The 25,371-nt window shown below is 66.9% G+C and carries 25 protein-coding genes; 20 read left to right on the top strand and 5 right to left on the bottom strand.

The features are described from left to right. Positions 1-45: 45 nt before the first annotated feature. Both J2X92_RS26660 and J2X92_RS26655 read right to left on the bottom strand, forming a co-directional pair. Positions 46-756 (bottom strand): RNA pseudouridine synthase, encoded by a 711-nt coding sequence (locus J2X92_RS26660; RefSeq protein WP_307580393.1) that lies wholly within the window; start codon positions 754-756, stop codon positions 46-48. Continuing rightward, on the bottom strand, positions 753-2,429 hold the full coding sequence (locus tag J2X92_RS26655) for an MBL fold metallo-hydrolase (RefSeq protein ID WP_307580392.1): 1,677 nt from the start codon (positions 2,427-2,429) through the stop codon (positions 753-755). Before J2X92_RS26655 ends, J2X92_RS26660 begins: the two co-directional genes overlap by 4 nt. A gap of 119 nt (positions 2,430-2,548) precedes the next feature. Between J2X92_RS26655 and J2X92_RS26650 the strand changes: the two genes are divergently transcribed. After that, positions 2,549-3,559, top strand: coding sequence for a Bug family tripartite tricarboxylate transporter substrate binding protein (locus J2X92_RS26650; protein ID WP_307580390.1), 1,011 nt, complete (start codon positions 2,549-2,551; stop codon positions 3,557-3,559). Positions 3,560-3,712: 153 nt separating this feature from the next. Next, the gene (locus tag J2X92_RS26645; protein ID WP_307580388.1) at positions 3,713-3,946 is read left to right on the top strand and encodes a hypothetical protein; all 234 of its coding nucleotides are present in this window, start codon (positions 3,713-3,715) and stop codon (positions 3,944-3,946) included. A 69-nt stretch (positions 3,947-4,015) separates the two neighbouring features. On the opposite strand, the gene J2X92_RS26640 is transcribed toward J2X92_RS26645, so the two are convergent. Continuing rightward, the gene (locus J2X92_RS26640; RefSeq protein ID WP_307580386.1) at positions 4,016-4,540 is read right to left on the bottom strand and encodes a glycine zipper domain-containing protein; all 525 of its coding nucleotides are present in this window, start codon (positions 4,538-4,540) and stop codon (positions 4,016-4,018) included. Positions 4,541-4,714: 174 nt separating this feature from the next. On the opposite strand from J2X92_RS26640, the gene J2X92_RS26635 reads away from it, so the two are divergent. From J2X92_RS26635 to J2X92_RS26600, 8 genes are all read left to right on the top strand, one after another. Next, the gene (locus J2X92_RS26635; RefSeq protein ID WP_307580384.1) at positions 4,715-5,455 is read left to right on the top strand and encodes a hypothetical protein; all 741 of its coding nucleotides are present in this window, start codon (positions 4,715-4,717) and stop codon (positions 5,453-5,455) included. A 165-nt stretch (positions 5,456-5,620) separates the two neighbouring features. Further along, positions 5,621-7,249, top strand: a complete 1,629-nt coding sequence (locus tag J2X92_RS26630) for a methyl-accepting chemotaxis protein (protein ID WP_307580382.1) — start codon at positions 5,621-5,623, stop codon at positions 7,247-7,249. A 20-nt stretch (positions 7,250-7,269) separates the two neighbouring features. Continuing rightward, on the top strand, positions 7,270-7,734 hold the full coding sequence (locus tag J2X92_RS26625) for a chemotaxis protein CheW (protein WP_307580380.1): 465 nt from the start codon (positions 7,270-7,272) through the stop codon (positions 7,732-7,734). After that, positions 7,731-9,002, top strand: a complete 1,272-nt coding sequence (locus J2X92_RS26620; RefSeq protein ID WP_307580379.1) for a CheR family methyltransferase — start codon at positions 7,731-7,733, stop codon at positions 9,000-9,002. Before J2X92_RS26625 ends, J2X92_RS26620 begins: the two co-directional genes overlap by 4 nt. Then, entirely contained in the window at positions 8,999-9,697 is a 699-nt protein-coding gene (locus J2X92_RS26615) for a chemotaxis protein CheW (protein ID WP_307580376.1), read from the top strand. The genes J2X92_RS26620 and J2X92_RS26615 overlap by 4 nt, the downstream gene beginning before the upstream one ends. Beyond that, positions 9,694-11,934, top strand: a complete 2,241-nt coding sequence (locus J2X92_RS26610; RefSeq protein ID WP_307580375.1) for a hybrid sensor histidine kinase/response regulator — start codon at positions 9,694-9,696, stop codon at positions 11,932-11,934. The genes J2X92_RS26615 and J2X92_RS26610 overlap by 4 nt, the downstream gene beginning before the upstream one ends. Further along, a complete protein-coding gene (locus tag J2X92_RS26605; protein WP_307580373.1) occupies positions 11,931-12,974 on the top strand; it encodes a chemotaxis response regulator protein-glutamate methylesterase in 1,044 nt (347 codons plus the stop codon). The genes J2X92_RS26610 and J2X92_RS26605 overlap by 4 nt, the downstream gene beginning before the upstream one ends. A 26-nt stretch (positions 12,975-13,000) precedes the next feature. Further along, positions 13,001-14,008, top strand: coding sequence for a diguanylate cyclase (locus J2X92_RS26600; RefSeq protein ID WP_370878295.1), 1,008 nt, complete (start codon positions 13,001-13,003; stop codon positions 14,006-14,008). A 17-nt stretch (positions 14,009-14,025) separates the two neighbouring features. On the opposite strand, the gene J2X92_RS26595 is transcribed toward J2X92_RS26600, so the two are convergent. Continuing rightward, positions 14,026-14,964: an alpha/beta hydrolase gene (locus J2X92_RS26595; protein ID WP_307580372.1), complete on the bottom strand. Its 939-nt coding sequence runs from the start codon at positions 14,962-14,964 to the stop codon at positions 14,026-14,028. A 269-nt stretch (positions 14,965-15,233) separates the two neighbouring features. On the opposite strand from J2X92_RS26595, the gene J2X92_RS26590 reads away from it, so the two are divergent. From J2X92_RS26590 to J2X92_RS26545, 10 genes are all read left to right on the top strand, one after another. After that, on the top strand, positions 15,234-16,169 hold the full coding sequence (locus tag J2X92_RS26590) for an AraC family transcriptional regulator (protein WP_307580370.1): 936 nt from the start codon (positions 15,234-15,236) through the stop codon (positions 16,167-16,169). A gap of 132 nt (positions 16,170-16,301) precedes the next feature. Beyond that, a complete protein-coding gene (locus tag J2X92_RS26585) occupies positions 16,302-16,592 on the top strand; it encodes a putative quinol monooxygenase (protein ID WP_307580368.1) in 291 nt (96 codons plus the stop codon). Positions 16,593-16,801: 209 nt separating this feature from the next. Further along, positions 16,802-17,179, top strand: coding sequence for a hypothetical protein (locus J2X92_RS26580; RefSeq protein WP_307580366.1), 378 nt, complete (start codon positions 16,802-16,804; stop codon positions 17,177-17,179). A gap of 22 nt (positions 17,180-17,201) precedes the next feature. Then, on the top strand, positions 17,202-17,867 hold the full coding sequence (locus J2X92_RS26575) for a 2-hydroxychromene-2-carboxylate isomerase (RefSeq protein ID WP_307580365.1): 666 nt from the start codon (positions 17,202-17,204) through the stop codon (positions 17,865-17,867). 7 nt (positions 17,868-17,874) lie between these two features. Then, entirely contained in the window at positions 17,875-18,759 is an 885-nt protein-coding gene (gene dapF / locus J2X92_RS26570) for a diaminopimelate epimerase (RefSeq protein WP_307580363.1), read from the top strand. Continuing rightward, positions 18,756-19,457, top strand: a complete 702-nt coding sequence (locus tag J2X92_RS26565) for a DUF484 family protein (RefSeq protein WP_307580361.1) — start codon at positions 18,756-18,758, stop codon at positions 19,455-19,457. Before dapF ends, J2X92_RS26565 begins: the two co-directional genes overlap by 4 nt. A gap of 38 nt (positions 19,458-19,495) precedes the next feature. Next, positions 19,496-20,092, top strand: a complete 597-nt coding sequence (locus J2X92_RS26560) for a YdcF family protein (RefSeq protein WP_307580359.1) — start codon at positions 19,496-19,498, stop codon at positions 20,090-20,092. Next, positions 20,076-21,098, top strand: coding sequence for a tyrosine recombinase XerC (locus J2X92_RS26555; protein WP_307580357.1), 1,023 nt, complete (start codon positions 20,076-20,078; stop codon positions 21,096-21,098). The genes J2X92_RS26560 and J2X92_RS26555 overlap by 17 nt, the downstream gene beginning before the upstream one ends. Next, entirely contained in the window at positions 21,095-22,315 is a 1,221-nt protein-coding gene (locus J2X92_RS26550; protein WP_307580356.1) for a class I SAM-dependent rRNA methyltransferase, read from the top strand. Before J2X92_RS26555 ends, J2X92_RS26550 begins: the two co-directional genes overlap by 4 nt. 84 nt (positions 22,316-22,399) lie before the next feature. Next, positions 22,400-23,446, top strand: coding sequence for a CobW family GTP-binding protein (locus J2X92_RS26545; protein ID WP_307580354.1), 1,047 nt, complete (start codon positions 22,400-22,402; stop codon positions 23,444-23,446). Between the two features lie 140 nt (positions 23,447-23,586). On the opposite strand, the gene J2X92_RS26540 is transcribed toward J2X92_RS26545, so the two are convergent. Further along, the gene (locus tag J2X92_RS26540; protein WP_307580352.1) at positions 23,587-25,059 is read right to left on the bottom strand and encodes a YdgA family protein; all 1,473 of its coding nucleotides are present in this window, start codon (positions 25,057-25,059) and stop codon (positions 23,587-23,589) included. Positions 25,060-25,371: the final 312 nt, after the last annotated feature.

Here is a 25,371-nt window from a genome sequence, read left to right as displayed (position 1 = left end):
GCTTTTTGCCTCCTTGTCGTCAATAGCCTCTTTGTTGTTCTTTCGTCAGAAGCGTTCGTGCGGCGAAAGATAGCGCCACTGCCCGGGCTCCAGCCCCGCCAGCGGCACACGGCCGATGCGTATGCGCCGCATCGCAAGAATGCGCAGGCCCGCTTCGTCGCACAGGTGCGCGATCTGCCCGGGCCGCGCACCCTTGAGCGCAAAGCGCAGGCCGGTCTGGTCCTCGGACTGGCGGCCGATGCTCACACGCGCGGGCGAGCGCTCGAAGCGCACCATCTGCTCGGGGCTGACCGTGCCCGTCACGTCGACCATGACTTCGTGCTCGATAACGCCCGCGTCTTCATGCAGCTTGCGCTCGATGCGCCAGTCTTGCGTGTAGACGACGAGTCCGCTGGCGCCGGTTTCCAGAGACGTCATGCAGTTCTGGCCCTTGGCGTGCGCCGGCAAGAAGCGCATGCCCGCGCGTTCGGGCTCGTGGTGGTTGGCGGCCACCAGCAGCCGGTGCGCGGTGTCGGTCGGCATGCCGGCGGGCTTGTGCAGCAGCAGCGTGACGGGCACCACCGGCTCGGGCTTGGCGCCGGGCTCGATCTCGACCTTCTGGTGGTCTTGCACGCGCGATTGCGGCAGCAACGCCGGCACGCCATCGACGCGCACCGCGCCGTTCTCGATGAGCAGTTCGGCCTCGCGCCGCGAGCAGCCGGCGAGGGCGGCCACGCGCTTGGCAAGGCGGATGCCTTCTTCGCTGGAACCGTTCATTGGGTGGATGCCAGTTGGCGGATGCGCGCCACGTGCGCCGCCAGCGAGCGGGCCGCCACCGGCCACATGCGCTGGGGCACGTCGTCGTAGGCAAGGGCCAGCCAGTCTTCGGGCGTGCCGTCGGGGAGTTTCTTCATGGCGGATGCAATCTTGGCTTCGCGTTTCAGGCGATGCGCTTTGAGCTGGGCGATGGCGGCGCGGGCGCTGCCGATCACGTAGCCGTGCGCGGGAAGGATGAAATCGATGCCGCCCGCTTCGCAGGCCGCATCGAGCTTGTCGAGCGAATCGAGATACGCATTCATGTCGCCGTCAGGCGGATCGACCACGGTGGTACTGCCGTTCAAAATGTGGTCGCCGGAGAACAGCAGCCCATCTTCTTCCAGCAGCAGGCACACATGATTGGCGGCGTGGCCGGGCGTATGGATGGCGCGCAACGTGTGGGTGACGCGCTCGCCTTGGGACGTGGTGCCCGAGAGTACCAGCCGCTCGCCATCGACCAGTTCGCGTTCGGCCGCAAAGCGTGCCGACGAGCGCGCCGTGGGCGCCGAAGACAGCCCGAGTATCGGCGGCTTCGTCTCCCTGCACAGCGCCTGCAGCGGCGCAGCGCCGGGCGAATGGTCGGCGTGCGAATGGGTGCACACGATCATGCGAATGTCGCCTTGGGTGGCGCGCCAGAGCCGGCCGATGTGTTCGGCATCGTTCGGCCCCGGGTCGATCACGAGGTAGCCCGTGGCCGCGTCGCCCACGATATAGCTGTTGGTGCCCGGACCGGTCATTGCGCCGGGGTTGGGTGCTGTGAGGCGTTGCACGTTCCCAAGCAGCGGCACAGGGCGCTCGCTTTGCCAGTCGAGCGCGTGCAGCATCTGGCCATCGGGGCACACCAGCGCGAGCTCGCCATAGGGCGACTCGGTTTCCATGTAGCGTGCTTCTTGCCCGCGCAGCAGCCCGGCGCGCGGGCAGCTGGTCCACAGCGGCTTCTCGGCGCCATCCTTGGGCGCGCAGGCCTGCAGCACCGCATCGACACTGGCATAGGTCGCCAGCCGCTGCAGCGTGCGAACGGTCGGAAAGATCATGAAGAAACTGCCGGCGTCGTGGCGTGCGAGTGCATCGGCCGGCCGCACCCAGCAGGGCTCGAACTGCTCGCTCTCGTCGGCGGTGGGCACCTGCCCCTCGGGCATGCGCGCAACGAGGAAGGGCACGTCGAATCGCTTGGGCAGGTCGCGGTCGGTGATCCAGTGCGCCAGGCTGAACACCTGGTCGGCCGCAAGAACCAACTGGCGCTCTTCGCATTGCGCAACAAACGAGATGGGCGACGTAGTGCTGCGGTCCATCGATGCGATGTCTTCCGTGCGCACGGGGCTGCCATCGGCATGGCGCGCGAGCAGCACGCCGAGCTCCTCGAAGCCTTCGCGAATGGCGGTGAGGGCCTGTGTCAGCTGGATGCCGCTTTGCGTAGGCCGGCGCGCGGCGATGCGCTTGGCGGCCTCGTCGGCTTCATCGATATGGCCGCCGGGGAATACATAGGCGCCTGGCGCGAAGCTTGCAGTGTCAGAGCGGCGCGTCATCAGCACTTCGACGCCGGCCTCGGAATCGCGCAGCAGCAGCACGGTGGCTGCCGCGCGCACGGGCACGGGCTCACGTGCGGGGTGTAGTTGTTGGGTGGGGCGGACCATGCGGCGATTATGGAGAGGTGGTGCGGTGCGCTTCTGCCGTGCATAAGCTCATTCCCGCTTTGGCATGAGCCGCGCGCCACAATCCGGGGCTGCAACGCCCGCATCGAGGAAAGACAGTCATGACCCATTCTCCCTTTTCGCACTCCTTCAAGCAGACCCTGCTGTTGGCCGGTGCCGCCCTGTGCGCAGCCTTGTCGTCCAGCGCCTTTGCACAGGCCGACTGGCCGCAGCAGCCGGTCACGCTGATCATGGGTTTTCCGGCCGGCTCGGGCGTCGACGTGGTGGCCCGCGCCATCCAGGAGCCGCTGTCCAGGCAGCTCGGCAAGCCGGTCATCATCGACTACAAGTCGGGCGCGGCCGGCAACATTGCCAGCGAATACGTCGCGCATGCCAAGCCCGACGGCTATACGCTCTCGTTTGGCACCGCCGCCACGCACGGCAGCAACGCCGCGCTCTACAAGAAGCTGCCGTTTGACGTGGAGGCCGACTTCGTTCCCGTGGCGCCAGTGCTCGACGTTTCGAACGTGCTCACCATCAACCCGGACGTGATCAACGCGCGGACATTGAAGGAGTTCGTCGATCTCGTCAAGGCCAACCCCGGCAAGTACAACTATGCCTCTACAGGGAACGGCGCGGGCACGCACATGGCCTTTGCCGAATTCAATTCGCGCCTCGGGTTGAGCATGGTGCACGTGCCTTACAAGGGCGGGCCTGAGGCCATCACGTCGGTGGTGCGCGGCGAGACCTGCTGCATCATGAACCAGGTGCAGACGGTGCTGCCGCACTACAAGGCCGGCAAAGTGCGTCTTCTGGGCGTGACCACCGCCGCGCCGGTGGCCGCCGTGAAAGAGGTGCCTACCATCGCGTCCAGCGGTCTCGCAGGCACCAAGGGTTTCGACAGCTCGATCTGGTTCGGCATCTTCGCGCCCAAGGGCACCGATGCGCACATCGTCGAGAAGCTCAACGCCGCCGTGAAGACGGTGCTCGAGCAGCCCGAAATCCGCGAGCGCTTCGAAAGCCAGGGCAACACCGTGCGCATCGAGTCGCCCGCCCAGTTCAAGAAGACCGTGCATGAGAACCGCGTGAAGTGGGCCGAGGTGGCCAAGGCCGCGAACATCAGCATCGACTGAGGACGGGAAGTTCGGGCTGCCTCTCTGCTGGCGCCGGGAGAGCTCCGGGCAAACAACAAAGCCGTTGACAGAAAGGTCTTGGGGCGCATTCCCGCCTCCAGGACGTATGCTGGCATGGCCGTCCGGACGAACGGGACGGCGAAAGGGCTTGATTTGGACGCAGACCTGGGTCGGGAGTGCAACCCGACGCTACCCGTGGGCTGGGCCTTCGAGCTTCGCCTGCACCGCGACACGGCTGGCGACTTCATCGGCACCGGGCTGCTCCGGTTGCGCGGGGTGGACATGTGCTATCTCACGTTGGCCAGCCTGGACAACGAGCGCGCAGAGGCCCTGCGGCGCATCAAGAGCCGCGTCGAAACGTGGCTGGACGAATGGCATTCCCGCTAAACCGGCGCCGAGCGTGAAAAACGGCCCTTTCGGGCCGTTGGGTTCTTCTTCTCCTGTACCGCTCGCGGCTCAGAGCCCGTCGCGGTCAGAGTCGCCCGGTACGGCGCGTTCCACGGTGTCGCTCACGCGCTGCCAGGCGTCGCGCGTTGCGTGCTTGGCGCGCTCCCATTCCAGCGACGAGCGTCCGCGGGCCGTGCCCCAATCGCGGCTCAACTCGGACTCGACGTCCTCGAACCTGCGATTCGGGTAGCGCGAATAGGCATCGACACCGTAACGGTACGCCGGTGCATAGTCGTCATAGCTCGATCCGCCCGTCACGTAGGAACGTCCGGCGTAGTTGTCGCGCCAGTAGGCATCCTCGGCATCGGGATCGATCTTTGCCATGCGCCTGCCGGCCAGGGCCCCGGCCGCTGCGCCCACGGCGGCACCTACGGCAGCACCCACGGGGCCGGTCATGCCGCCAACAGCCGCGCCTGCGGCCGCGCCGCCCGCCACACCACCGATGGTGCCGCCGATCACTGCCCCGGCGCCCGTTGCGGCGGGATGCGAATCTTCCTTGTCACTGGTCTTGCGGGTGTCTTTGAGATCAACCATTGAGTGTCTCCTTATCACGTTGAGGGGAGAACCAAAGTTGTACCGAGCGCCCCGCAGCCGACAGCGCCGATGCGCTTGTCGGCATGAAGGGGGCGGGCGGTACGGCGTGACAGCGCGCACCTACAGTTGCGTGGGTCGCGGGCGCGTCGGGCTGTGCTTACTACACTGGCCGCAATGAGCCCTCCCACTCCACCGCAGCGCGTGCGGGACCACCTCGTCTCCTGTTTCTGGAGCAGCAATGCCATGCGCAGCCGGAGCGTGAGCGAGGTGGTGCTGTCGGGCCGGGTCGATGTGCCCGTGCCTCCCGCGCGGCTGGTTGCCGATTGGGAACGGGAGATCTCGTCGCACCTGGGCCTGGAACCCGGCGACGTCGAGGCATTGCCCCTGGTCCGGGCGCAAGCACGTTGGCCGGACTACAAGCGCTGCGTGCAGGCGGTGGCGGACTGGACGCGAACGCTCGGTCTGGGCGACGTGCTTGGCTCCAGCGACGTTGCCCTCATGGCCTGCCGCGGTGCAAGGTACCACCACGACGGGGCGCAATATGGCGCCAAGGCGTTCTGCAATCTTTTCGTGAGCGAAGACAAGGGACTGGACGTGCACTTTCCCTGCACCGGCCACCGGATCCCTCTTGAGCGGGGCACGGTTCTCGTCTTCGACACGGGCCAGCCTCATGCCGTGGTCCGGCGCGGCAGCAGCGGTTTTCATGCGGCCGACTTCGGACCCGAGCAGGACTGCAGCCAGCTGTTCCTGACCTGGGAGCTTCCCATCGAAGACACCCGCGTTGCGCGCGCGCTTCAGGTTGGCTTCGATGTCGACGCGCCAACGCCGGCGCAGATGAATGAAGAGCAGGTGTGGGTGAACGGCGAGCAGGCCAGCGTGTGCCCGGAGTCCGGCCGGTGGTGCCGGGCCGGTTGAGCGTCCGTCCACAACGAGGTACGGCGTCGCTTGGTTGGAACAGGAAGCATAAAGACTTCTGCCTAAAACCCCATCTTGACAACGGATTGGCCTGCGCCCACTGTCGCGCCCAGTTGCCATCTTCCGGATTTGCCAAGCGCGACGCGTCGCCACGCCACGAACCTGATGAACACCTGGACCATACGACAGCGCATTCTTGCCAGCTTCGCGGCCGTGCTGGCACTGTTGATCGTCATGGGCGTTGTGGCTTACGCCTGCCTCGCGCGCGTGGCGGAGGACGCCACTGCCATCCAGAAGGATGCCGTGCCGGGGATGGCAGTCAGCGGACAGCTGAACGCCGCCTGGCTCGACAATTTCGCGCTCACGCAGAAGCACGTTCTCGAAACCGAAGATGCCGAGATGCGCAGTGTCGACACCCAGCTGCAGGCCAGCCGGGCCAATATAGAGAAGCTGTCCCGCAGCTATGAAGCCACCATCTTTACGGCCAAGGACCGGGAGAACTTCGACGCATTCCTGAGCCTTCGTGCCGCCTACCTGCGCGCTCAGGAGGACGTTCTGCGATTGAGCAGGGAAAACAAGAACCCGGAGGCTCGCGCGCTGCTGCACAGCCAGCTCGATTCGCAGTACGCAAAAATCCGCACCGCCCTTCAGGCCGTTGCCGACCTCAACACCTCGAGTGGCGAGGACGCGGCCCAACAGATCATGGTGGCGGTGAAGACCGCCATTGTGTCCATCGTGATCAGTGTTGCTGCAGCCCTGTTGCTCGCGCTGGTGCTCGGCTACGCGCTGCTGCAGTCGATCACCCGGCCGCTGGGCCGCTTGCTCACAACCGCCGATGCAATCAGCACCGGCGACTTCACCCAGCGCCTGGACCTGGAGCGGCGCGACGAGTTCGGCACCCTGGCGCAGGGCTTCAATCGCATGACGGAGCAACTGACTGTGCTGTTCGGCCAGGTGCAGAAGTCCGGCATCCAGGTGAACACCTCCGCGACCGAGATCGCCGCCACGTCCAAGGAGCAGCAAGCCACCGCCAGCGAGATTGCCGCCACCACCACCGAGATCGGCGCCACGTCGCGGGAGATTTCCGCCACCTCGCGCGAGCTGGTGAGGACCATGAGCGAGGTGTCGGAGGTCGCCGAAGAGACGGCCACGCTGGCGGGCGGTGGGCAGGAAGGTCTGCTGCGCATGGGCGAGACCATGCACAAGGTGATGGAAGCCGTCGGGTCGATCAACGCCAAGCTTGCGGTGCTGAGCGAAAAGGCCGGCAACATCAACCAGGTCGTCACCACCATCACCAAGGTGGCGGACCAGACCAACCTGCTGTCGCTCAATGCGGCCATCGAGGCCGAGAAGGCCGGCGAATTCGGGCGTGGCTTTGGCGTGGTCGCGACGGAGATCCGCCGGCTTGCCGACCAGACGGCCGTGGCCACCTACGACATCGAGCAGATGGTCAAGGAGATCCAGTCGGCCGTGTCGGCTGGCGTCATGGGGATGGACAAGTTTTCGGAGGAGGTGCGCCGCGGCATGCAGGAGGTGCAGCAGGTCGGCACGCAGCTGTCGCAGATCATCGCGCAGGTTCAGGCGCTGGCGCCGCGTTTCGTGGCGGTCAGCGAGGGCGTACAGGCGCAGGCGACCGGCGCCGAGCAGATCAGCCAGGCGCTCACGCAGTTGAGCGAAGCGGCCCAGCAGACCGTCGATTCGCTGCGCCAGTCCGGCCAGGCGATCGACGGCCTGCACCTGGCCGCTGGTGGCCTGCGCAGCGGCGTCTCGCGCTTCAAACTGGCGGAGGCGTGAGGCAAGCGAGGGCCGGCCAGATGCTGTTCCTCCTTTTTCAACTCGGCACTGAACGCTACGCGCTCGACGCGGGCCAGGTCGTCGCCGTGCTGCCGCGGCTCGGCGTGAAAGAGATCCCCCACGCGCCCCCGGCGGTGGCCGGCTTGTGCCACTACCGCGGGAGCCCGGCGCCGGTGATCGACCTCGGCCAACTGGCGCTCAACCGCCCCTGTGCAAACCGCCTGAGCACGCGCATCGTGCTCGTGCATTTTCCCGACCCGACCCACGGGCCCCATCTGTTGGGCCTCTTGGCCGAACGCGCGACCGAAACGCTGCGGCGCGATGAGGGCGACTTCGTTCCCGCAGGCGTCAGCATCGATGCGGCTTCCTACCTGGGTCCGGTCACGGCCGACGCGCGCGGTTTGATCCAGCGCATCGAGGTGCAGCACCTGCTGCCGCCGGCACTGCAGGCGCTGCTGTTCAAAAACGAGGCGATGCCCGCGTGATCGACGTCGCTCCGTTCGAGCAGCTGCTGAAGCAGGCGATGGGGCTTGACGCCGCCTCGATCGGCTCGGCGGTCGTCCGGCGCGCGGTGCAGGAGCGGTTGGCCGCCTGCCAGCTGCCGGACGCACAGGCCTACTGGGAGCGGCTCGGCAGTTCTGCGCCCGAGATGCAGGAACTCATCGAGGCTGTGGTCGTTCCGGAGACATGGTTCTTTCGCGATCCGGCGTCCTTCGCGGCGCTGGCGCGCCTGGCTGGCGAAGGCGAGCGCGCCGCGCAGGGGTCGATGGATCTGCGCCTGCTGAGCGTGCCGTGCGCGACGGGCGAAGAGCCTTACTCGATGGCCATGGCTCTGCTGGATGCCGGCTTTCCGGAAAGTGCGCTGCGCATCGACGCCGTCGACATCAGCACCCGCGCGCTGGAGCGGGCGCAGCGTGCGGTGTACGGCCGCAACTCGTTTCGCGGCAGCGACCTGTCGTTTCGCGATCGCTACTTCGTCGAAACCGCGGGCGGCCAGAACCCTGTGGATGCGGTGCGCCGGCCGGTGCGATTCCGGCACGGCAACCTGCTGGACGGCCTCATGGCCGAGGCGGAACTCTACGACGTCATCTTTTGCCGCAACGTGCTGATCTACTTCGATCGCGCCACGCAGGATCGTGCCATCGCGGTGCTGAAGCGGCTACTCAAGCCGCGCGGCTGGCTGTTCGTCGGTCCATCGGAGACGGCCTTGCTGTCGGACCACGGCTTCATCTCCGCGAAGCTTCCGCTTGCGTTCGCCTTTCACAAGGGGCCGGCGGATGTCGGCGACACGAAGATGCTGCGCGCGGTGCATGCGCCAGACACGCCCGTGCGCAGGCCGATGCCGGTGGCCGCGGCCCCATTTCCATCCGCCGCTCGGCCCCGATTGGTCCCCACGTCTGCCGCGATGCCGCGGGCTGCGGCGCCGGCCGAAGCGCCGACAGGCATCGACCGCGCGCGGCGTCTGGCCGACCAGGGGCATCTGGCCGAAGCTGCGGCACATTGCGAGGCGCACCTGCGCCAGCACGGCCCTTCGGCCGAGGTGTTCCACCTGCTCGGCCTGGTGCGCGACGCAAGCGGCAACGCGGAAGATGCCGCCGAGCAGTACCGCAAGGCGCTCTACCTGGAGCCCGACCATCACGAGGCACTGATCCATCTCGCGCTGCTGCTGCGCAAGCGCGGCGACGAGGCAGGTGCGCAGCGCCTGCAGCGTCGCGCGAGCCGGCAGCACCAGGCGGCGGGGCCTGACCGATGACAGCCGCACCGATGCTTGCCGAAGGCGCCGGGCATGCCGCCATCGACGATTGCTGGAATCGCATCGGCGTGCAGGGCGATGGCACCTGCCCGCAACTCAGGCAGCACGTGCACTGCAACCGGTGTCCCGTCCATGGCGCCGCCGCACTGGCCCTGCTGGACCGGGAGGCGCCGCCCGACTACCTTGCCGAGTGCACGCGCCACATGGCCCAGGCGCCCAAGGCCGGCCAGTCCGATGTGGAGTCGGCCATCGTCTTTCGCATCGGGACCGAATGGCTGGCCCTGCCGACGCAGGTCTTGCTGGAAGTTGCGGCCCTGCCTGCGATCCATTCGCTGCCCGGGCGGCGCGGAGGGATCGTGCAGGGCGTGGCCAACGTGCGCGGCGAACTGCTGGTCTGTGTGCTGCTCGGCAGCATGCTGGGTTTGGCGCGCGCCGCGGAGACGGGGCACGCACGGCAGCGCGAGGCGTTGCGGCGCCTGGTGGTGATCGGCCTCGACGGTCAGCGGCTCGGCTTTGCGGTCGACGAGATGCACGGCATCGCGCGCTTCGATCCCGGCACGCTGAAGGAGGTGCCGGCCACCATCGCCCGCGCCACCGCTCCTTATTCGAAGGCGATCCTAGCGTGGCATGAGCATTCGGTCGGCCTGCTCGACGAGCAATTGCTGTTCTACACACTTCACCGGAGCCTGGCGTGACCGCCAAGGATCTCAGCGAACTGTCGATGCTGGAGCTGTTCCGCGTCGAGGTGGAGAACCAGGCGCCCCTGCTGACGGCGGGGCTGCTCGCCCTGGAGCGGGACCCGGAGGCCGCCGATCAGCTGGAGGCCTGCATGCGCGCCGCCCATTCGCTCAAGGGCGCCGCACGCATCGTCGACATCGCCGCCGCGGTCGGCGTGGCCCACGCCATGGAAGACTGCTTCGTCGCCGCGCAAGATGGCAGGCTGCGATTGCGCCAAAGTCACATCGACCTGCTGCTCGGCGGCGTGGACCTGCTCGCGCGCTTTGCCCAATCCCCGGAGATGGAGCCCCTCGACTCGCCGCAAGTGAAGGCATTCGCCCTGGCGCTGGAAAGCGCGATGCAGGACGACGGCAAGAGCGATCCGGGGCCGGACGCAGCGATGCCCGCATCTGAGGAAGCTCTCATGAGGTCGCCTGCCGCCACGGCCGAAAGCACCGCCCAGGACCGCGTGGTGCGCGTCAGTGCCGACAACCTGAACCGGCTGCTCGGCCTGGCCGGCGAATCGCTGGTGGCCGCTCGCTGGCTTCGGCCCTTCGCCGACTCGCTGCTGCGGCTCAAGCGGCTGCAGCACGAGACCGTGCAAAGGCTCGACGCGCTGCACGATCACGCCGCCGTGCCGACCGCATCTCCGGAAGAGCGCACCCGGATAGCACTGGATGAGATCAAGCGGCGCGTTGCCGAGTGCGAGCAGTTGCTGGCGGAGGGGCTCGCCGACATGGAGACTTTCGAGCGGCGCTCGGCCGACCTGTCGCGCCGGCTGTACGACGAGGCGGTGGCCTGCCGCATGCGGCCGTTCGCCGACGGCGTCCATGCCACGCCGCGCATGCTGCGCGACCTCGGCCGCTCGCTTGGCAAGCAGGTCCGGCTCGAGATCGTCGGTGCCGCGACGCCGGTGGACCGCGACGTGCTCGAGCGGCTGGATGCTCCGCTCGGCCACCTGTTGCGCAATGCAATCGACCACGGCATCGAGTCGCCCGAGCAGCGCCGTGTCGCGGGCAAGCCCGCGGAAGGCGTCGTGCGGCTTGAAGCGCGCCACAGCGCCGGTGCACTGGAAATCTCCGTCTCCGACGATGGGCGAGGCATTTCGCTCGACGCCATGCGCCGCGCCGTGGTCGAACGCAATCACACCAAGGCGGAGCTTGCGGCCGAGCTCTCAGAGGCCGAGCTGCTGGAGTTCCTGTTCCTGCCAGGCTTCACGCTCAGCAACCGCGTCACCGACATGTCGGGCCGCGGCGTCGGGCTGGACGCCGTGCAGGACATGGTGAAGCAGGTGCGCGGCAGCGTGCGCGTGTCGACAGAGGCCGGGCAGGGCACGCGCTTCCAGCTGCAATTGCCGCTCACGCTCTCGGTCGTGCGCACCTTGCTCGCGGACGTCGGCGGCGAGCCCTATGCCTTTCCGCTGGCCCGCATCGTCCGCGCCGCGAGGGTCGCGCCCGGGCAGGTCGAACTGCTCGAAGGCCGGCAGCACATCGAGGTCGACGGGCGGCGCATCGGACTCGTGACCGCACATCAGATCCTGCAGGCGGAAGAGCCCCAGGCCGCCGGCGGCGACCTGGCGGTGGTCGTCATCGGCGACCACGACGACACCTATGGTGTGGTGGTGGACCGCTTCCTCGGCGAGCGCGAGCTCGTGGTGCACGCGCTCGATCCGCGCCTGGGCAAGATCAAGGACATCAGCGCCGGTGCGTTGATGGAAGACGGCTCGCCGGTGCTCATCATCGACGTCGAGGACATGATCCGCTCGGTGCAGAAGCTCATCGCATCCGGCCATCTGAGCCAGGCCCAGCCGGGCCATGCCGCCGTCGATGGAAGAAGGCCCAAGCGCGTGCTGGTGGTCGACGACTCGCTGACGGTGCGCGAGCTCGAACGCAAGCTGCTTGCGCAGCACGGCTACGAGGTCGAGGTGGCCGTCGACGGCATGGACGGCTGGAACGCCGTGCGCACCGGCCACTTCGACCTGCTGGTGACCGACGTCGACATGCCGCGCATGGACGGCATCGAACTGGTGGCCCTGGTCAAGAAGAACCCCAACCTGAAGTCCCTGCCGGTCATGATCATGTCGTACAAGGACCGCGCCGAAGATCACCGCCGCGGGTTGGAGGCCGGCGCCGACCACTACTTGACCAAGGGCAGCTTTCACGACGAGACGCTACTCCAGGCGGTGGTCGACCTGATCGGCGAGGCCGTCGCATGAAGATCGCCATCGTCAACGACCTGCCGATGGCGGTGGAGGCCCTGCGACGCGTGCTGGCGCTGCGGCCCGAGCACCACTTGGTCTGGGTGGCCGAGAACGGCGCAGAGGCCGTGCAGCGCTGCGCTGAACTGAGGCCGGACCTCATCCTCATGGATCTGCTGATGCCTGAAATGGACGGCGTCGAGGCCACGCGGCGCATCATGTCCGCGACGCCGTGCGCCATCCTGCTCGTGACCGCCGACATGGGCGCCAACACCTCCCGCATCTTCGAGGCGATGGGCCACGGGGCGCTCGATGTGGTCGATGCGCCGGCCATCGGCAACGGTAACCCGCGGGCCGGCGCCGCGGCCGTGCTGGCAAAGATCGAGATCATCGCCCGGCTGATCGGCGACCGCAGCGCGTCCACCGCGACCGGCGGCGCGCGAGTCGCGGCGGAACCTGGAGGCCGCCGGCCGGAACGCCTGGTCGCCATTGGCGCGTCGGCGGGCGGGCCGGCGGCGCTGGCGACGCTGCTTCGGGGCTTGCCGGCCGACTTTCCGGTGGCCATCGTCATCGTCCAGCACGTCGACGAGCAGTTTGCCGCCGGCATGGCGCACTGGCTGGCGCAGCATTCGGCGCTGCCGGTCGAGCTGGCCCGGGAGGGCGATCGGCCATCGCCGGGCAGGGTGCTGCTGGCGGCGACCAACGACCATCTGCGGCTGGTCGCGCGCGAGCGGCTCGCCTACACGCGCGCCCCGCAGAGCTACGTGTACCGCCCCTCGGTCGACGTGTTCTTTCACAGCGCCTGCACGCTGTGGCGCGGCGAGGTCGTCGGAGTGCTGCTGACCGGCATGGGGCGCGACGGTGCGCATGGCCTGAAAGCCTTGCGCGACAAGGGCCACCACACCATCGCGCAAGACGAGGCCAGCAGCGCTGTCTATGGCATGCCCAAGGCGGCCGTCGCGATGGATGCGGCGGTCGACGTGCTGCCGATCGAAGCGATTGCGGCGCAACTTTGCAATGTTCTTTCCACCCAGACCGAACCCGGGGGGCCACCATGATCGGAACCGAATCGCAGGAGGGAGGCGTGCCAAGACCGCCCGCTGGCAAGGCCTACCGGGTCATGGTGCTGCTGGTGGACGACCAGGCGATGGTGGGCGAGGCGGTGCGCCGCGCGCTGCTGAATCAGCCGAACATCGATTTTCACTACTGCTCCGATCCGGCCGAAGCGCTCACGGTGGCCGAGCAGGTCGGGGCGACGGTGATCCTGCAGGACCTGGTCATGCCCACCATCGACGGCTTGACGCTGGTTCGCCGGTACCGCGCCAATCCGGCCACCGCAGAGATACCGATCGTGGTGCTGTCGACCAAGGAAGACCCGGCGGCCAAGGGCGACGCCTTTGCGGCCGGCGCCAACGACTATCTCGTCAAGCTGCCGAGCCAGGTCGAACTGATCGCGCGCATCCGCTACCACTCGAAGGCTTACCTGAACCAACTGGAGCGCGACGAAGCCTATCGCGCACTGCGCGAGAGCCAGCGGCAGCTGATGGAAAAGAACATCGAACTTCAGCGAATGTCCCATTCGGACGGGCTCACCGGCGTCTGCAACCGGCGCCGTTTCGATGAATACATCCAGGACGAATGGAGCCGGGCGCTGCGCGACCAGAGCGCACTCTCCGTGCTCATGATCGACATCGACGACTTCAAGCAATACAACGACACCTATGGCCACCTGGCCGGCGACGAGGTCTTGAAGAAGGTGGCGAATACCTTGCAGCTGAATGTCAGCCGATCGACCGATCTCGTCGCCCGCTTCGGCGGCGAGGAGTTCGCGCTCATCATGAGGACCACGCCCCAGGAGGGGGCTCTTGCCGTGGCCCGGAGGCTTCGCATGTCGGTGGAGGGCATGGCGCTGGTGCATAGCCGTTCTTCCGTGGCCGGGTACCTGACCGTGAGCATCGGCGGCGCATCGATGGTTCCTTCGCGCGACGGCTCCTTTCTCGATCTCATCGAAGCCGCCGACAAGGCGCTCTACGAGGCCAAGCGAGCCGGCAAGAACCAGGAGGCGATGTACGAGGGCGCGGCCGCAGGGTGACCGATCGGCTACGTGAGCTATGGCAGCAGCTTGGCGACGGCGTCCGTGAACGACGGGATATCGGTTTGCGTGTGAGTTGACGAGTACGTCAATTCCGTGACCGTCAATCCCTGGTACCCGCGCGCCAGCAGCCGCATGTACATCCCATCGACTGGCGTGAAGTTGCACTCTTTCGGGTTGCCGCAGCGCGTGAGGATGAGGGTTGCAGGCAGGGGCTTGCCAGACAGCGCGTCGTGCATTTCCTGCTCGAGGTTCTGGTATTCGGCCTCTTGGAAGGCGAAAGCGCCTTCGAACGAGAGGAAGTGCGAGAACGTCAGGTTGCCCGCCGCTCCTTCGAGAAAAAGTGCGATTCCGGCCATGCTCCCGCTCAGCGAGAGACCAGTCAGCAAACGCTTTTTTACATCGGCGCGGTATCTTGTTTCGATGAAAGGCACCAGCTCGAGCGTCAAAAATTCGTGATATGGCCTTGCGCCAGGCAAGGTGTAGTCCTGCTCGCGGCGCGCCGAACCGCCGATGCCGACCAGGATCGCTTGCGTGCCGCGCTCGTCGAGGATGTCCTTGAAGTTGGCAAATCGCGAGCCGGGCGGATTGAAGATCGCATCGCCGTCCATCGCATAAATGACCGGATAACTCGCCGAACCGCCGTCGTAGGAGGCGGGCAGGTAGATGTCGATCGGATAGGTGGCGCCCGTCTTGGCGGAGGTGATGGTGTCCGAGATGACGCGGCTGGTTGCGGGAGGCGGCTGTTCAGCCGGAGGCGCCGGCTCGGCGGGCGCGGGCGGAGCGGCCGCAGGAGGTGCGGGCGGTGCATCGGCCGGTGGCGCGGTTGCCGGCACTACCGCAACAGGCAGCAGGGCGCCGCCACCACCTCCCCCACCCCCGCCGCCGCAACTCGACATGACCAGCACGAGTGCCCAGCTTCCAACAAATACGACAAATGCACGCCCAAGCTGCATCGGAGTTCCTCGAACCTTGCGGTGTGAGAAGAGGCTCATCGACGCCTCGCCAAAAAAGCTGCGCCGGCCGGGTGCGGCCTCCCTTCTTTTCAGGATGCCATGGCACACCGGAATTCCGGCGCTGATCGAGGTAGATTGAAAGCGCAAAAATCGTATCAGTCGCAAGCCAGCGAGAACCCGGCCGGATCGATCAGCCTCTTGCCCCGCCAGCGGGCGCGCATCGAGCGGCTACCCTGCGCAGGACACTTTCTTTTCTCCACGACAAACCGATGCCAGCCGTTGCCAACAACAAGCCCGACGCCGCCGTTCCCACCGCCTGGGCCCGCCTGCGCGACATGGTCGCGGCCCGAACTCCTGCGGACGGCCGTACCGATGCGCTGTATCCGGGCCTGCGCTGCTATCGGTTCTCGCACCCGATCCGTTACGAGAAAACCCAGCGCCTCACGCCGGGCGTGGTGGTGGTCTTGCAGGGCCGCAAGACGGCGCACCTTGGCGGCGACCGTCGCTCGCTCGACTACGGCGCCACGCAGTGCCTGGTGCTCGGGGCCGAGGTCGCGTGCCTTGGTACGGTCGTCGCGGCGAGCGCCGAAGAGCCGTACCTCGCCATTCATCTCGACCTGCCGCCCGACGTGCTGGTCAAGTCTTTCGTCGCGTTGGCGGAAAGCGGCACGCTAATGGCCGAGCGGGCGCGTGTGACCGAGAACTTCACGGCGCCGGTGGCGCCGGAAGTGGTCGAGGCCTTCGCCCGCCTGCTGCTTTCGGCCGACGACCCGGTGGACCGCCGCACGCTCGCGCCCCTGGTCGTCGAAGAGATCGTGCTGCGGCTGCTGCGCTCCGAGGCCGCTGCCGCCATCCGCAGCGCGAGCGCGGTCACCAAGGCCGGCGCACGCATACAAACAGCCATTGCCTTCATGCGCCGCCATCTGGGCCGGCCGCTGTCGGTGGCCGAGATCGCTGGCCACGTGCACATGAGCCCTTCGCACTTCGCGCACAGTTTTCGCGAGGTGGCCGGGGTCACGCCGATGCGCTGCATTCGAGACTTGCGCCTGGAAGAGGCGCGCACGCTGATGCTGGGCGCCGGGCTGAGGCCGGGAGATGCGGCTGCGAAGGTCGGGTTCGAGAGCGCTGCGCATTTCAACCGCGCGTTCCGCAGGCGGTTCGAGGCGACGCCTGCGGAGTACGTAAGGCGCGTGCAGTCGGTTTGATGCCAACGCGCGGCTGCCTTCTTCTTTCGCAGCCATGGTCAATTTCTTCGCAGCTTCGCGCCTTGGCGCGGGGAAGGTCGCTGGCTAACCTGCCTGCTTCCCTTTTTCTTTTCAAGCTAACGCGAAATCTCCATGGACCCGATCAACGTCATCATTACTTTCGAAGCCAAGCCCGAGGGCGCCTCCGCCTTCGCCGAGCTCATGCATCAGGTCAAGCAGTCGCTCCCATCGGCGGATGGCTGCCGGGGCGTGCAGCTGTTCGGGCGCAGCGACAACGCCTGCGTGTTCACGCTGGTCGAGTCGTGGGAATCGCAGAGCCATCATCAGGCCCATATTGCGAGTGCGGTGGCGTCGGGGGCCTGGGATGCGCTGGCGGCGAAGCTGGCTTGTGCGCCCGTCAGTTGCTACTGCAGGGCGCTTTGAGACCGTGGAAGGCGTCACGTCGGCAGCTGCACAGAGTAGCCGCCCGCGAGCAGGCCCTTGGCGATGCCGTGCACGATAGTTAGACAGCAAGCCGGCCGACAAAATCTCGCAAGTTGCCAACGATGCACGAAAGCGGCGCTCGCGCGCCAAAGCATCGCGAATGCGGCGCTACGATGCACTGCATCTGTCGACAAGGAAGGGAAGACACCATGCGCATTGACCAGCAGCACCCAGGTTTTATCTGCACGCATATGCGTTGCGTCATGACGGCGGCGCTTTGCGCAGCGTCGCTCTTCGTTGCCGGCTGCCAAACAAAACCGCAATTCCGCCCTCTCACCTCAGAAGCCCCGCCGCCGCCGGTTTTCGTGGCCATGACCGGTGACGCCGACTGCCAGGTCAACCAGGCGCGCTACGCAATGGGTCGGGCCATCGATGCGCCGCTGCTGGAAGAGATGCGAAACCGCACCGCTTCCAAAACTGCGCGCACCTCTGCGGCCGGTGCCCCGTTGCCGGCGCCGGCCGATCCGGGTCGGCTCACTGTCGACGTCGATCCTCAGGGTCGAATAATCGGCGCTCGCTGCGGCTGACGTTCTTCACAATAATTGCGGGATGACGAAGAAGACGACCACCTCCGCCACCCCCATTGCGCTCGACTGCTACTACAGCCTTTCCTCGCCCTGGGCCTACCTGGGCGGCCCGCAGCTGCAAGACATCGTGCGCCGCCACCATGTGCGGCTCACGCTCAAGCCCTACGACTTTCAAGCGGTGGTGCCGCAAACCGGCGGCATTCCGCTGAAGACGCGGCCTGAGCCGCGCCGCACGTACCACGCGCTCGAGCTGGCGCGTTGGCGCGACTACCTCGGCATGCCGCTGAACCTGGAGCCGGCGTACTACCCCAAGGGCGCGCCAATCGATCCGAACTGGAACAAGTACCCGGGCTGGATGGTGATCGCCGCTCAGCTGCAGGGACTCGATGCGCAGCCGCTCTCGCATGCACTGCTGCGCGCGTTGTGGGCGGAGGAGCGCGACACCTCCGAGGCCGAGGTCCGCATTGCGGTGGCCGAAGAAAACGGCTACGACGGTGCGTCGCTGCAGGCGCTGGAGCAGGCGGCCGAGACGCTGGCGGTGTACCGCGCCAACAGCGCGGAGGCCATCGAGGCGGGGGTGTTCGGTGCGCCTACCTTTATCCTGAACGACGAGCGTTTCTGGGGACAGGACCGGCTGGCTTTTCTGGACAGGGCCTTGGACAGGCTGCGCCACTCCCGCGGCGGATAATCCCCCAATGCGAATTCGCTTCACCAAGATGCAGGGGGCCGGCAACGATTTTGTCGTGCTCGACGAAACGCGCGGCTCGCTGGGCCTCACGGCCGCGCAATACCGCTTTCTGGCCGACCGCCACTTCGGTGTCGGCGCCGACCAGATCCTTACGGTGCGGCCTCCCTCCAAGGACGCGGCCGAGGGCGTCGACTTTCAGTACGTGATCCACAACGCCGACGGCGGCGAGGTGGAGCAGTGCGGCAATGGCGCGCGCTGCTTCATGCGCTTCGTGCGCGAGCAGCACCTGACCGAGAAGGACGCGGTGCGCGTCGAAACGCTGGCCGGCATCATCGAGCCGCGCATGGGCGAAGACGGCCGGGTTACGGTCGACATGGGCCCGCCGATCTTCGAGCCGGCCCGCGTGCCCTTCGACACCGCCGGACTCAGTCCGCAGCCTATGGGTTCTTGGCACACCTGGCACCTGGCGCTTGGCACGCATGCCGACTCGGCCATTGTTTCCGTCGCGGTGCTGTCGATGGGCAACCCGCACGCGGTGCAGGTGGTCGACAACGTCGACACGGCGCCGGTGGCCCGGCAGGGCCCGCAGATCGAGCACCATCCGCGCTTTCCGCAGCGGGTGAATGCCGGCTTCATGCAGGTGGGCGACCGCACGCACGTCAAGCTGCGGGTGTTCGAGCGCGGCGCCGGCGAAACGCTGGCCTGCGGCACCGGCGCCTGCGCGGCAGTGGTGGCGGGCATCCGGCTCGGCCTGCTGGACAGCAGGGTCGACGTGCAGACGCACGGCGGCGTGCTCACCATCGGCTGGGAGGGCGAGGGGAACCCGGTGCTCATGACCGGGCCGGCCACCACGGTTTTCGAGGGAGACATCGAGGTGCCCGAGCTGCCATGACCACCAACATCAGAAACAACAAAGACGACGCCATGAACCCGATCACCGAAGACGACATCGCCAACTACCTGGCGAACACGCCCGACTTTTTTGAGCGGCATGCGCAGCTGCTGGCACAGGTGCAGCTCACCAGCCCGCACGGCAACCGCGCCGTGAGCCTGCAGGAGCGCCAGGCCGAAATGCTGCGCGAGAAGATCAAGGCGCTGGAGCATCGCCTGATGGACATGGTGCGCCATGGCACTGAAAACGTGGTCATTGCCGACCGTCTGCAGCGCTGGACCAAGGGCCTCTTGACCGCGCGCGACCCGCGCAGCCTGCCGTACCGCATCGCGGTCGATCTGCAGTCGCTGTTCCTGGTGCCGCAGACGGCCATCAAGGTGTGGGACTGCGGCGCCGACTACCTCAACGAAGCCTATGCCCAGTGGGTGAGCGACGACGTGAAGGCGTTGGCCACCTCGCTCACTTCACCTTATTGCGGGCTCAATTCGGGCTTCGAGGCAGCCAACTGGCTGCCCGAGCCGACCGGCGCCGCATCGATTGCGCTGATCCCGCTGCGGCCGAATGCCGAATCGCCGGCCTTCGGCCTCCTGGTGCTGGCCTCGCCGGACGCCCAGCGCTTCAACGCCGAAATGGGCACCGACTTTCTCGAGCGCATCGCCGAACTGGCGTCGGGCGCGCTGTCGCGGCTGCGTCCTTGAGCGGGCAGCGCCGGTCCTGGCGGGCCGCAGCGCGGCCCATGCTGTGGGCGGCGCTGCTTGCCGGGACGCTGGTCTACCTGGCCATTGCCGCGGTTGTCTGGCGGCATGCGTCGGTGGCGCTGGCCCATCCACCGCAACAGCCGGCCGATGCCGCGCTGATCCTGGGCAACCGCGCCTACCTCAAGGGCAAGCCCAACCCTTGCCTCACGGGCCGCGTCGACACTGGCATTGCGCTGGCCAACGCGGGCCGCGTGAAGCAGCTGGTGCTCTCGGGCGGCGTCGACAAGGAAGACGGCCGCATCGAAGCCGAGGTGATGGAGCACCATGCGCGCGCCCAGGGCTATGCCGGACCGCTGCTGCTGGAGCCGGCCTCCACCTCGACCCGGCTGAACCTGGCTATGTCGGGCCCGATGCTGAAGGCGGCAGGAGTGCGCAGCGTCATCGTGGTGTCGGAGCCCTATCACCTCTGGCGCGTGGAGCGCCTCGTGGGGGCGAGCGGTTTCGACAAGGAATTCGACGTTCAATATGCGGCCGCCGACACGAGCTGCTGGCGCCGCTGGGGCATGCTTTTCAAGGGCGCGTTGCGCGAGCCGCTGGCTGTCGTGAACAATGCATTCAATGGCTACCTCTACTGAGACGGCTGGCACGGCCGCCGCGCCGCCCTGGGTCGAAAAATACCTCGAGCACGTGCGCGTGGAGCGCCGGCTGGCGCCGCGCACGGTCGAGCTCTACGCCATTCACCTCCAGGCGCTTGCGGCCAACGCCGCCGACGCCGGGCTTTCGCTCGACCGCGTGCAAACGGCCCACATTCGGCGCTGGATGGCGCAGCTGCACGGCGCCGGGCGCGAGCCGCGCGGCATTGCGCTGGTGCTCTCATGTTGGCGCAGCTTCTACCGCTGGCTCGGCAACGAGGGGCTGGTGGGCTTCAACCCGGTGAAGGACGTGCATGCGCCCAAGGCCGCGCGGCCGCTGCCCAAGGCGCTGGCGGTCGACGACGCGGTGCGGCTCGCCGAAATGTACGACCCCGAGGCCGACCCCTGGACCGAAGCGCGCGACGGCGCCATCGTCGAAGTGCTCTACGGCTGCGGCCTGCGGGTGAGCGAACTCACCGGCCTCGATGCACAGGCCAGCAATACGGCGCGCGGCTGGGTCGATCTGGATGCGCTGGAAGCCAACGTGCTCGGCAAGGGCGGCAAGCGGCGCCTGGTGCCGATCGGCGGCAAGGCGGCCGAGGCGCTGCGCGACTGGCTCGCGGTGCGCGGCGAATGCCCGGCGCTGGCAACGGCCGGCCTGCGGGATCCGGCTGGCGCAGGGGCACTCTTCATCAGCAACAAGGGCGTGCGGATGTCGTCGCAGGCGGTATGGAAGCTGTTGCGCGAGCGCAGCCTCAAGGCGGGCCTTGCGGCGCCGGTGCATCCGCACATGCTGCGGCACTCGTTTGCGAGCCACGTGCTCCAGTCGAGCAGCGACCTGCGCGCCGTGCAGGAGCTGCTTGGCCACGCCAACATTTCGACCACGCAGATCTATACCCGGCTGGATTTCCAGCACCTGGCCAAGGCCTATGACGCGGCCCATCCGCGCGCGCAGGCGCGACCCGAGGGCGCGCGCGCCAAGCCCAGAAAAGACGACACCGACAAATGAAAACCCTCCGCCTCAAACCCGGCAAGGAGCGCTCGCTGGCGCGCCGCCACCCCTGGATCTTCGAATCCGCCATTGCGCGCGGCGGTGCCGATTCGGGCGAGACGGTGCGCGTCGAATCTCATGACGGCGCCTTCCTGGCCTGGGCCGCCTTCAGCCCGATTTCCAAGATCCGCGCGCGGGCCTGGAGCTTTGTCGAAACGCAGCGGATCGACGCAGCTTTTCTTGCTTCGGTGTGCGCCCGCGCGGTGGCGGCCCGGTCGCTTTTCGACCTGCAGAGCGACGGTGTCCGGCTGGTCCACGGCGAGGCCGACGGGCTTCCGGGCCTCATCGTCGACCGCTACGGCGACACGCTGGTCGCGCAGTTCCTGTCAGCCGGCGTCGAGCGCTGGAAAGCCGCCATTGCCGATGCGCTGCTCGAAGCCACCGGCCTGCAGAAGCTTTACGAGCGTTCGGACGCCAGCGGCCGCGAGCGCGAAGGCCTGATGCCCGTCACGGGCTGGCTGCGCGGGGAGGGCGCCACCGAAATCACGATCCGCGAGCACGGCTGGAAGCTTTCGCTCGATATTGCGACCGGCCACAAGACCGGTTTCTACCTCGACCAGCGCGACAGCCGCCAGCGCTTTGCCGAGTTGGCGCAGCATCGGCGCTTTCGGCGCGTGCTTAACTGCTTTTGCTACACCGGCGGCTTCACGGTGGCCGCCCTCGCGGGGCTGCAGGCAGCGGGCGCGATGGATGGCGCCGAACTGGTGTCAGTCGATTCGTCGCAGCCGGCGCTCGAAAAGGCACGGGCCAACCTGGCGCTGAACGGCTTCGGCGGTGAGGGCTCGGGCGTGAAGGCCGAGTTTCTGGACGCCAACGTCAACACCGTGCTGCGTGAGTTCATCGAACAGGGCCGCACCTTCGACGCGATCGTGCTCGACCCGCCCAAGTTTGCGCCCACGGCGGCCCATGCCGACCGCGCGGCCCGCGCCTACAAAGACATCAACCGCCTTGCGCTCAAGCTGCTGGAGCCCGGCGGCGTGCTGCTGACTTTTTCTTGCTCGGGCGGCATCAGCGCCGACCTTTTCCACAAGATCGTGGCTTCGGCCGGCATCGACGCCCAAGTGGACGGTTACATCAGCGAACGTTTGGGCGCAGCCCCCGACCATCCGATGACCATCGAGTTTCCGGAAGGCGAATACCTGAAGGGCCTGGTGGTGGTGCGAAAGCCCGCTTGACCCCGCGCCAACGCAACTGAGTGGCATTGGCTAAACTGCCGGCCAATCCTTTTTCTTCCTGTTTTCCGCCCTTCGGAGCACACCATGGCCCTTATTCCCGCCACCATCCTCACCGGCTTTCTGGGCTCGGGCAAAACCACGCTGCTCAAGCGCATCCTGACGGAAGCCCATGGCCAGAAGATTGCGGTGATCGAGAACGAGTTTGGCGAAGAGAACATCGACAGCGACATTCTCGTGACCGAATCGAAAGAGCAGATCATCCAGATGAGCAACGGCTGCGTCTGCTGCACCATCCGCGAAGACCTGCGCGAAGCCCTGCAGCTCTTGGCCGCCAAGAAGCGCCAGGGCCTGCTCGATTTCGACCGCGTGGTGATCGAGACCACGGGCCTCGCCGACCCCGGACCCGTGGCGCAGACCTTCTTCATGGACGACGAGATTGCCGAGAGCTACCTGCTGGACTCGATCCTGACGCTGGTCGATGCCAAGCATGCGCCGCAACAGCTCAACGACCGCCAGGAGGCGCGCCGCCAGGTGGGCTTTGCCGACCAGATCTTCATCAGCAAGAGCGAGCTGGTGTCGGCCGAAGAGACCGAGGCGCTGATTCACCGCCTGAAGCACATGAACCCGCGCGCGCCGCAGCAGAAGGCGCATTTTGGCGATGTGCCGCTGAAGGACATCTTCGATCTGCGCGGCTTCAACCTGAATGCCAAGCTGGACATCGACCCCGACTTCCTGAAGGAAGAAGAGGCGCACGACCATGACCACGCGCATGGCGAAAATTGCGACCATCCCTCGCACAAGCACGAGGGGCACGGCCACCATCACCACACCGATGACGACGTGAAGAGCTTCGTCTACAAGGCCGACCGGCCCTTCGACCCGGCCAAGCTCGAAGACTTCCTGGGCGCCATCGTCAACATCTACGGCCCGCGCATGCTGCGCTACAAGGGCGTGTTGAGCATGAAGGGCACCGAGCGCAAGGTGATCTTCCAGGGCGTGCACCAGCTGATGGGTAGCGACCTGGGCCCCGAGTGGGGCAAGGACGAAGCACGCCAGAGCCGCATGGTGTTCATCGGCATCGAGCTGCCGCGCGAGATCCTGGAGCAGGGGCTCGAGCAGTGCCTGGTCTGAGCCCCTGACTTGCTCCTTCCCCCGCTGGGGGAAGGTTGGGATGGGGGCAGGCCCTCGATCGGGCGCCGCCCCTTTTTCGGAGGCCGTCGTGCCCCCACCCCTGCCCTCCCCCAGAGGGGGAGGGAGGAACACTCCGGGGCTTACTTGCCCATGCCGCCCAGCGGCTTGCCGTTGATCTTCAGGCTGCCTTCGCTGTATTCGAGCTGGCTCGTGATGTCGGTGCCGTCGCGCTTGACGAAGTTCATGGCTTCGCCTTGCTCGACCAGCCCCGCCACCATCTCGGGTGGCGGCGTCTGGCCGCTTTCGGCGCCGGTGGCGGCAATCTGCTCGAGCCATTGCATCGGCAGGCGCGCGTTGGCCTTGACCACGCCGCGCTTCATCAAGAGCGCCATGCCCGGCGCCTGCAGGTCTTCGTCGGTCACGCCGACCATGCCGGCCGTGTAGCTGATCTCGCCGCGCTTGCCGCCGATTTCGACCAGCAACTTGTCCAGGCCCATTTCCGGGTTGTACTTGGCCATGGCCTTCAGGTCGGGCGCCAGCTGGTCCATCAGCGTCTGCATGGCCGCTTGCGACGCCTTGGCGCCGCCCTTGCCGCAGCCGTTGATGGCGCTCGACTGCAGCCAGGCATCGGCCAGCTTCTTGTAGCCGGCGGCGTGGATGCGGCGCCCGCCGCTGCTCATCTCGAACTTGTCGATCTTGGTTTCGCCGATCTTGCCGGCGCCCTTGATGGTGCCGGTCGATGCGTAGAGCCCGTCCTTGATGCTGGCATCGGCAAGCATGTCGATGTTCTGCAGCAGCACCGTCGGCAATGCTTTGCCCTCGGCGCCTTCGGCGGTGCCCAGGCCCTTGGGCGCGGCAAATTCGAAGCTTTCGAGTCGTGCTTCGGTCTTGCCGGTGGCCAGGATCCAGCCCGCGCTTTTGTCCATGTCGGCCTTGCCGGTCAGCTTGCCCATCTTCATGGTCGCGCCGGTGCGCGTGTCGCTCACGTCCATCCCCGGCATGGTCAGGTCGTAGTGCACCTGGGTGCGGGCGCCGTTCATCTCGATGCGCGCTTGCGCGCCCTGCCAGGCGAACTGGCCCTTGCCTTCGTCGACCACCTTGACGGGCGCCACGGTCAGGTCGCTGGTGTAGCCGCCGTCGAAGCCCACCTTGGTGTAGGCCGTGAGTGGCTTGGCCTTGCCGAAGAGCTGTTCGGCCTTGGCCTGGCTCTTTACATCGAGCACCAGTTCGCTGTCGATGGTGGCTGCGGCCAGCGTGCCACCGGCGAGCGGGCCGTGGCGGATGGTGTCGCGGAAGGTGAGCCGCACAGGCTTGAATGGCGCGGCGGACTCACCGTCTTCTTCTTCTTCGTCACCTTCGGCCGGCTTGATGGCGGGTACCTGCGCCGCGGTTTGTGCCGCGCATCCGATCTCGATCGTCACGGTGCTGACCGCGCCGAAGAAGCCCTTTTCATAGCTGCGATCGACCACGCGCACCAGCGCGGTCTGCTTCGGCAACTCGTCCAGCGCGGTGTCGAAGACGGACTTGATTTTTGTGCCCGCCCACCACGTGCTGCCGCCATAGGCAAGCGCAATGGCGGCTGCCAGCGCGCCCAAAACTGCTTTTTTGCTCACGATTTCTTCTCTTGTATGAATTGTTGGTCGACCCGCACCGTCCCTCGCCGGCTTTGGCAGGCCTTCGTTGCCCCCTCCGGCAACGGTGGCGATGCTACCGGAGGCAGCCCGGTTGCAGGCACATCCCCCTTCATTTCGAGTTCTCTATACAATCGCGCGCCTGTTCCGGCAGCCACGCCCTCGTCCGAACGACAGGATGTGGCTTCCGATACGGGGCGCCGCACGTTTCTGGCGGGCTTTCGGGGGTATAACCCCGGGGTTCGTCACTGCGAGCACTCCGACGAGTGGAGCCCAGGCGGCTTGAAACCCGCA

Origin of the sequence: Variovorax paradoxus, from assembly GCF_030811855.1 — a bacterium.
Lineage (GTDB): Bacteria > Pseudomonadota > Gammaproteobacteria > Burkholderiales > Burkholderiaceae_C > Variovorax > Variovorax paradoxus_L.
Note: the sequence above shows the minus strand (reverse complement) of the source record. Positions and strands in the feature narration are given on the sequence as shown.

Coding starts and splice junctions, on each gene's coding strand:
- J2X92_RS26635 (WP_307580384.1), top strand. CDS start 4,715: ATGAGCCCTCCCACTCCACCGCAGCGCGTGCGGGACCACCTCGTCTCC.
- J2X92_RS26585 (WP_307580368.1), top strand. CDS start 16,302: ATGGACCCGATCAACGTCATCATTACTTTCGAAGCCAAGCCCGAGGGC.
- J2X92_RS26595 (WP_307580372.1), bottom strand. CDS start 14,964: ATGCAGCTTGGGCGTGCATTTGTCGTATTTGTTGGAAGCTGGGCACTC.
- J2X92_RS26660 (WP_307580393.1), bottom strand. CDS start 756: ATGAACGGTTCCAGCGAAGAAGGCATCCGCCTTGCCAAGCGCGTGGCC.
- J2X92_RS26655 (WP_307580392.1), bottom strand. CDS start 2,429: ATGGTCCGCCCCACCCAACAACTACACCCCGCACGTGAGCCCGTGCCC.
- J2X92_RS26555 (WP_307580357.1), top strand. CDS start 20,076: ATGGCTACCTCTACTGAGACGGCTGGCACGGCCGCCGCGCCGCCCTGG.
- J2X92_RS26605 (WP_307580373.1), top strand. CDS start 11,931: ATGAAGATCGCCATCGTCAACGACCTGCCGATGGCGGTGGAGGCCCTG.
- J2X92_RS26630 (WP_307580382.1), top strand. CDS start 5,621: ATGAACACCTGGACCATACGACAGCGCATTCTTGCCAGCTTCGCGGCC.
- J2X92_RS26545 (WP_307580354.1), top strand. CDS start 22,400: ATGGCCCTTATTCCCGCCACCATCCTCACCGGCTTTCTGGGCTCGGGC.
- J2X92_RS26615 (WP_307580376.1), top strand. CDS start 8,999: ATGACAGCCGCACCGATGCTTGCCGAAGGCGCCGGGCATGCCGCCATC.
- J2X92_RS26580 (WP_307580366.1), top strand. CDS start 16,802: ATGCGCATTGACCAGCAGCACCCAGGTTTTATCTGCACGCATATGCGT.
- J2X92_RS26625 (WP_307580380.1), top strand. CDS start 7,270: ATGCTGTTCCTCCTTTTTCAACTCGGCACTGAACGCTACGCGCTCGAC.
- J2X92_RS26640 (WP_307580386.1), bottom strand. CDS start 4,540: ATGGTTGATCTCAAAGACACCCGCAAGACCAGTGACAAGGAAGATTCG.
- J2X92_RS26650 (WP_307580390.1), top strand. CDS start 2,549: ATGACCCATTCTCCCTTTTCGCACTCCTTCAAGCAGACCCTGCTGTTG.
- J2X92_RS26590 (WP_307580370.1), top strand. CDS start 15,234: ATGCCAGCCGTTGCCAACAACAAGCCCGACGCCGCCGTTCCCACCGCC.
- J2X92_RS26565 (WP_307580361.1), top strand. CDS start 18,756: ATGACCACCAACATCAGAAACAACAAAGACGACGCCATGAACCCGATC.
- dapF (WP_307580363.1), top strand. CDS start 17,875: ATGCGAATTCGCTTCACCAAGATGCAGGGGGCCGGCAACGATTTTGTC.
- J2X92_RS26575 (WP_307580365.1), top strand. CDS start 17,202: ATGACGAAGAAGACGACCACCTCCGCCACCCCCATTGCGCTCGACTGC.
- J2X92_RS26550 (WP_307580356.1), top strand. CDS start 21,095: ATGAAAACCCTCCGCCTCAAACCCGGCAAGGAGCGCTCGCTGGCGCGC.
- J2X92_RS26560 (WP_307580359.1), top strand. CDS start 19,496: ATGCTGTGGGCGGCGCTGCTTGCCGGGACGCTGGTCTACCTGGCCATT.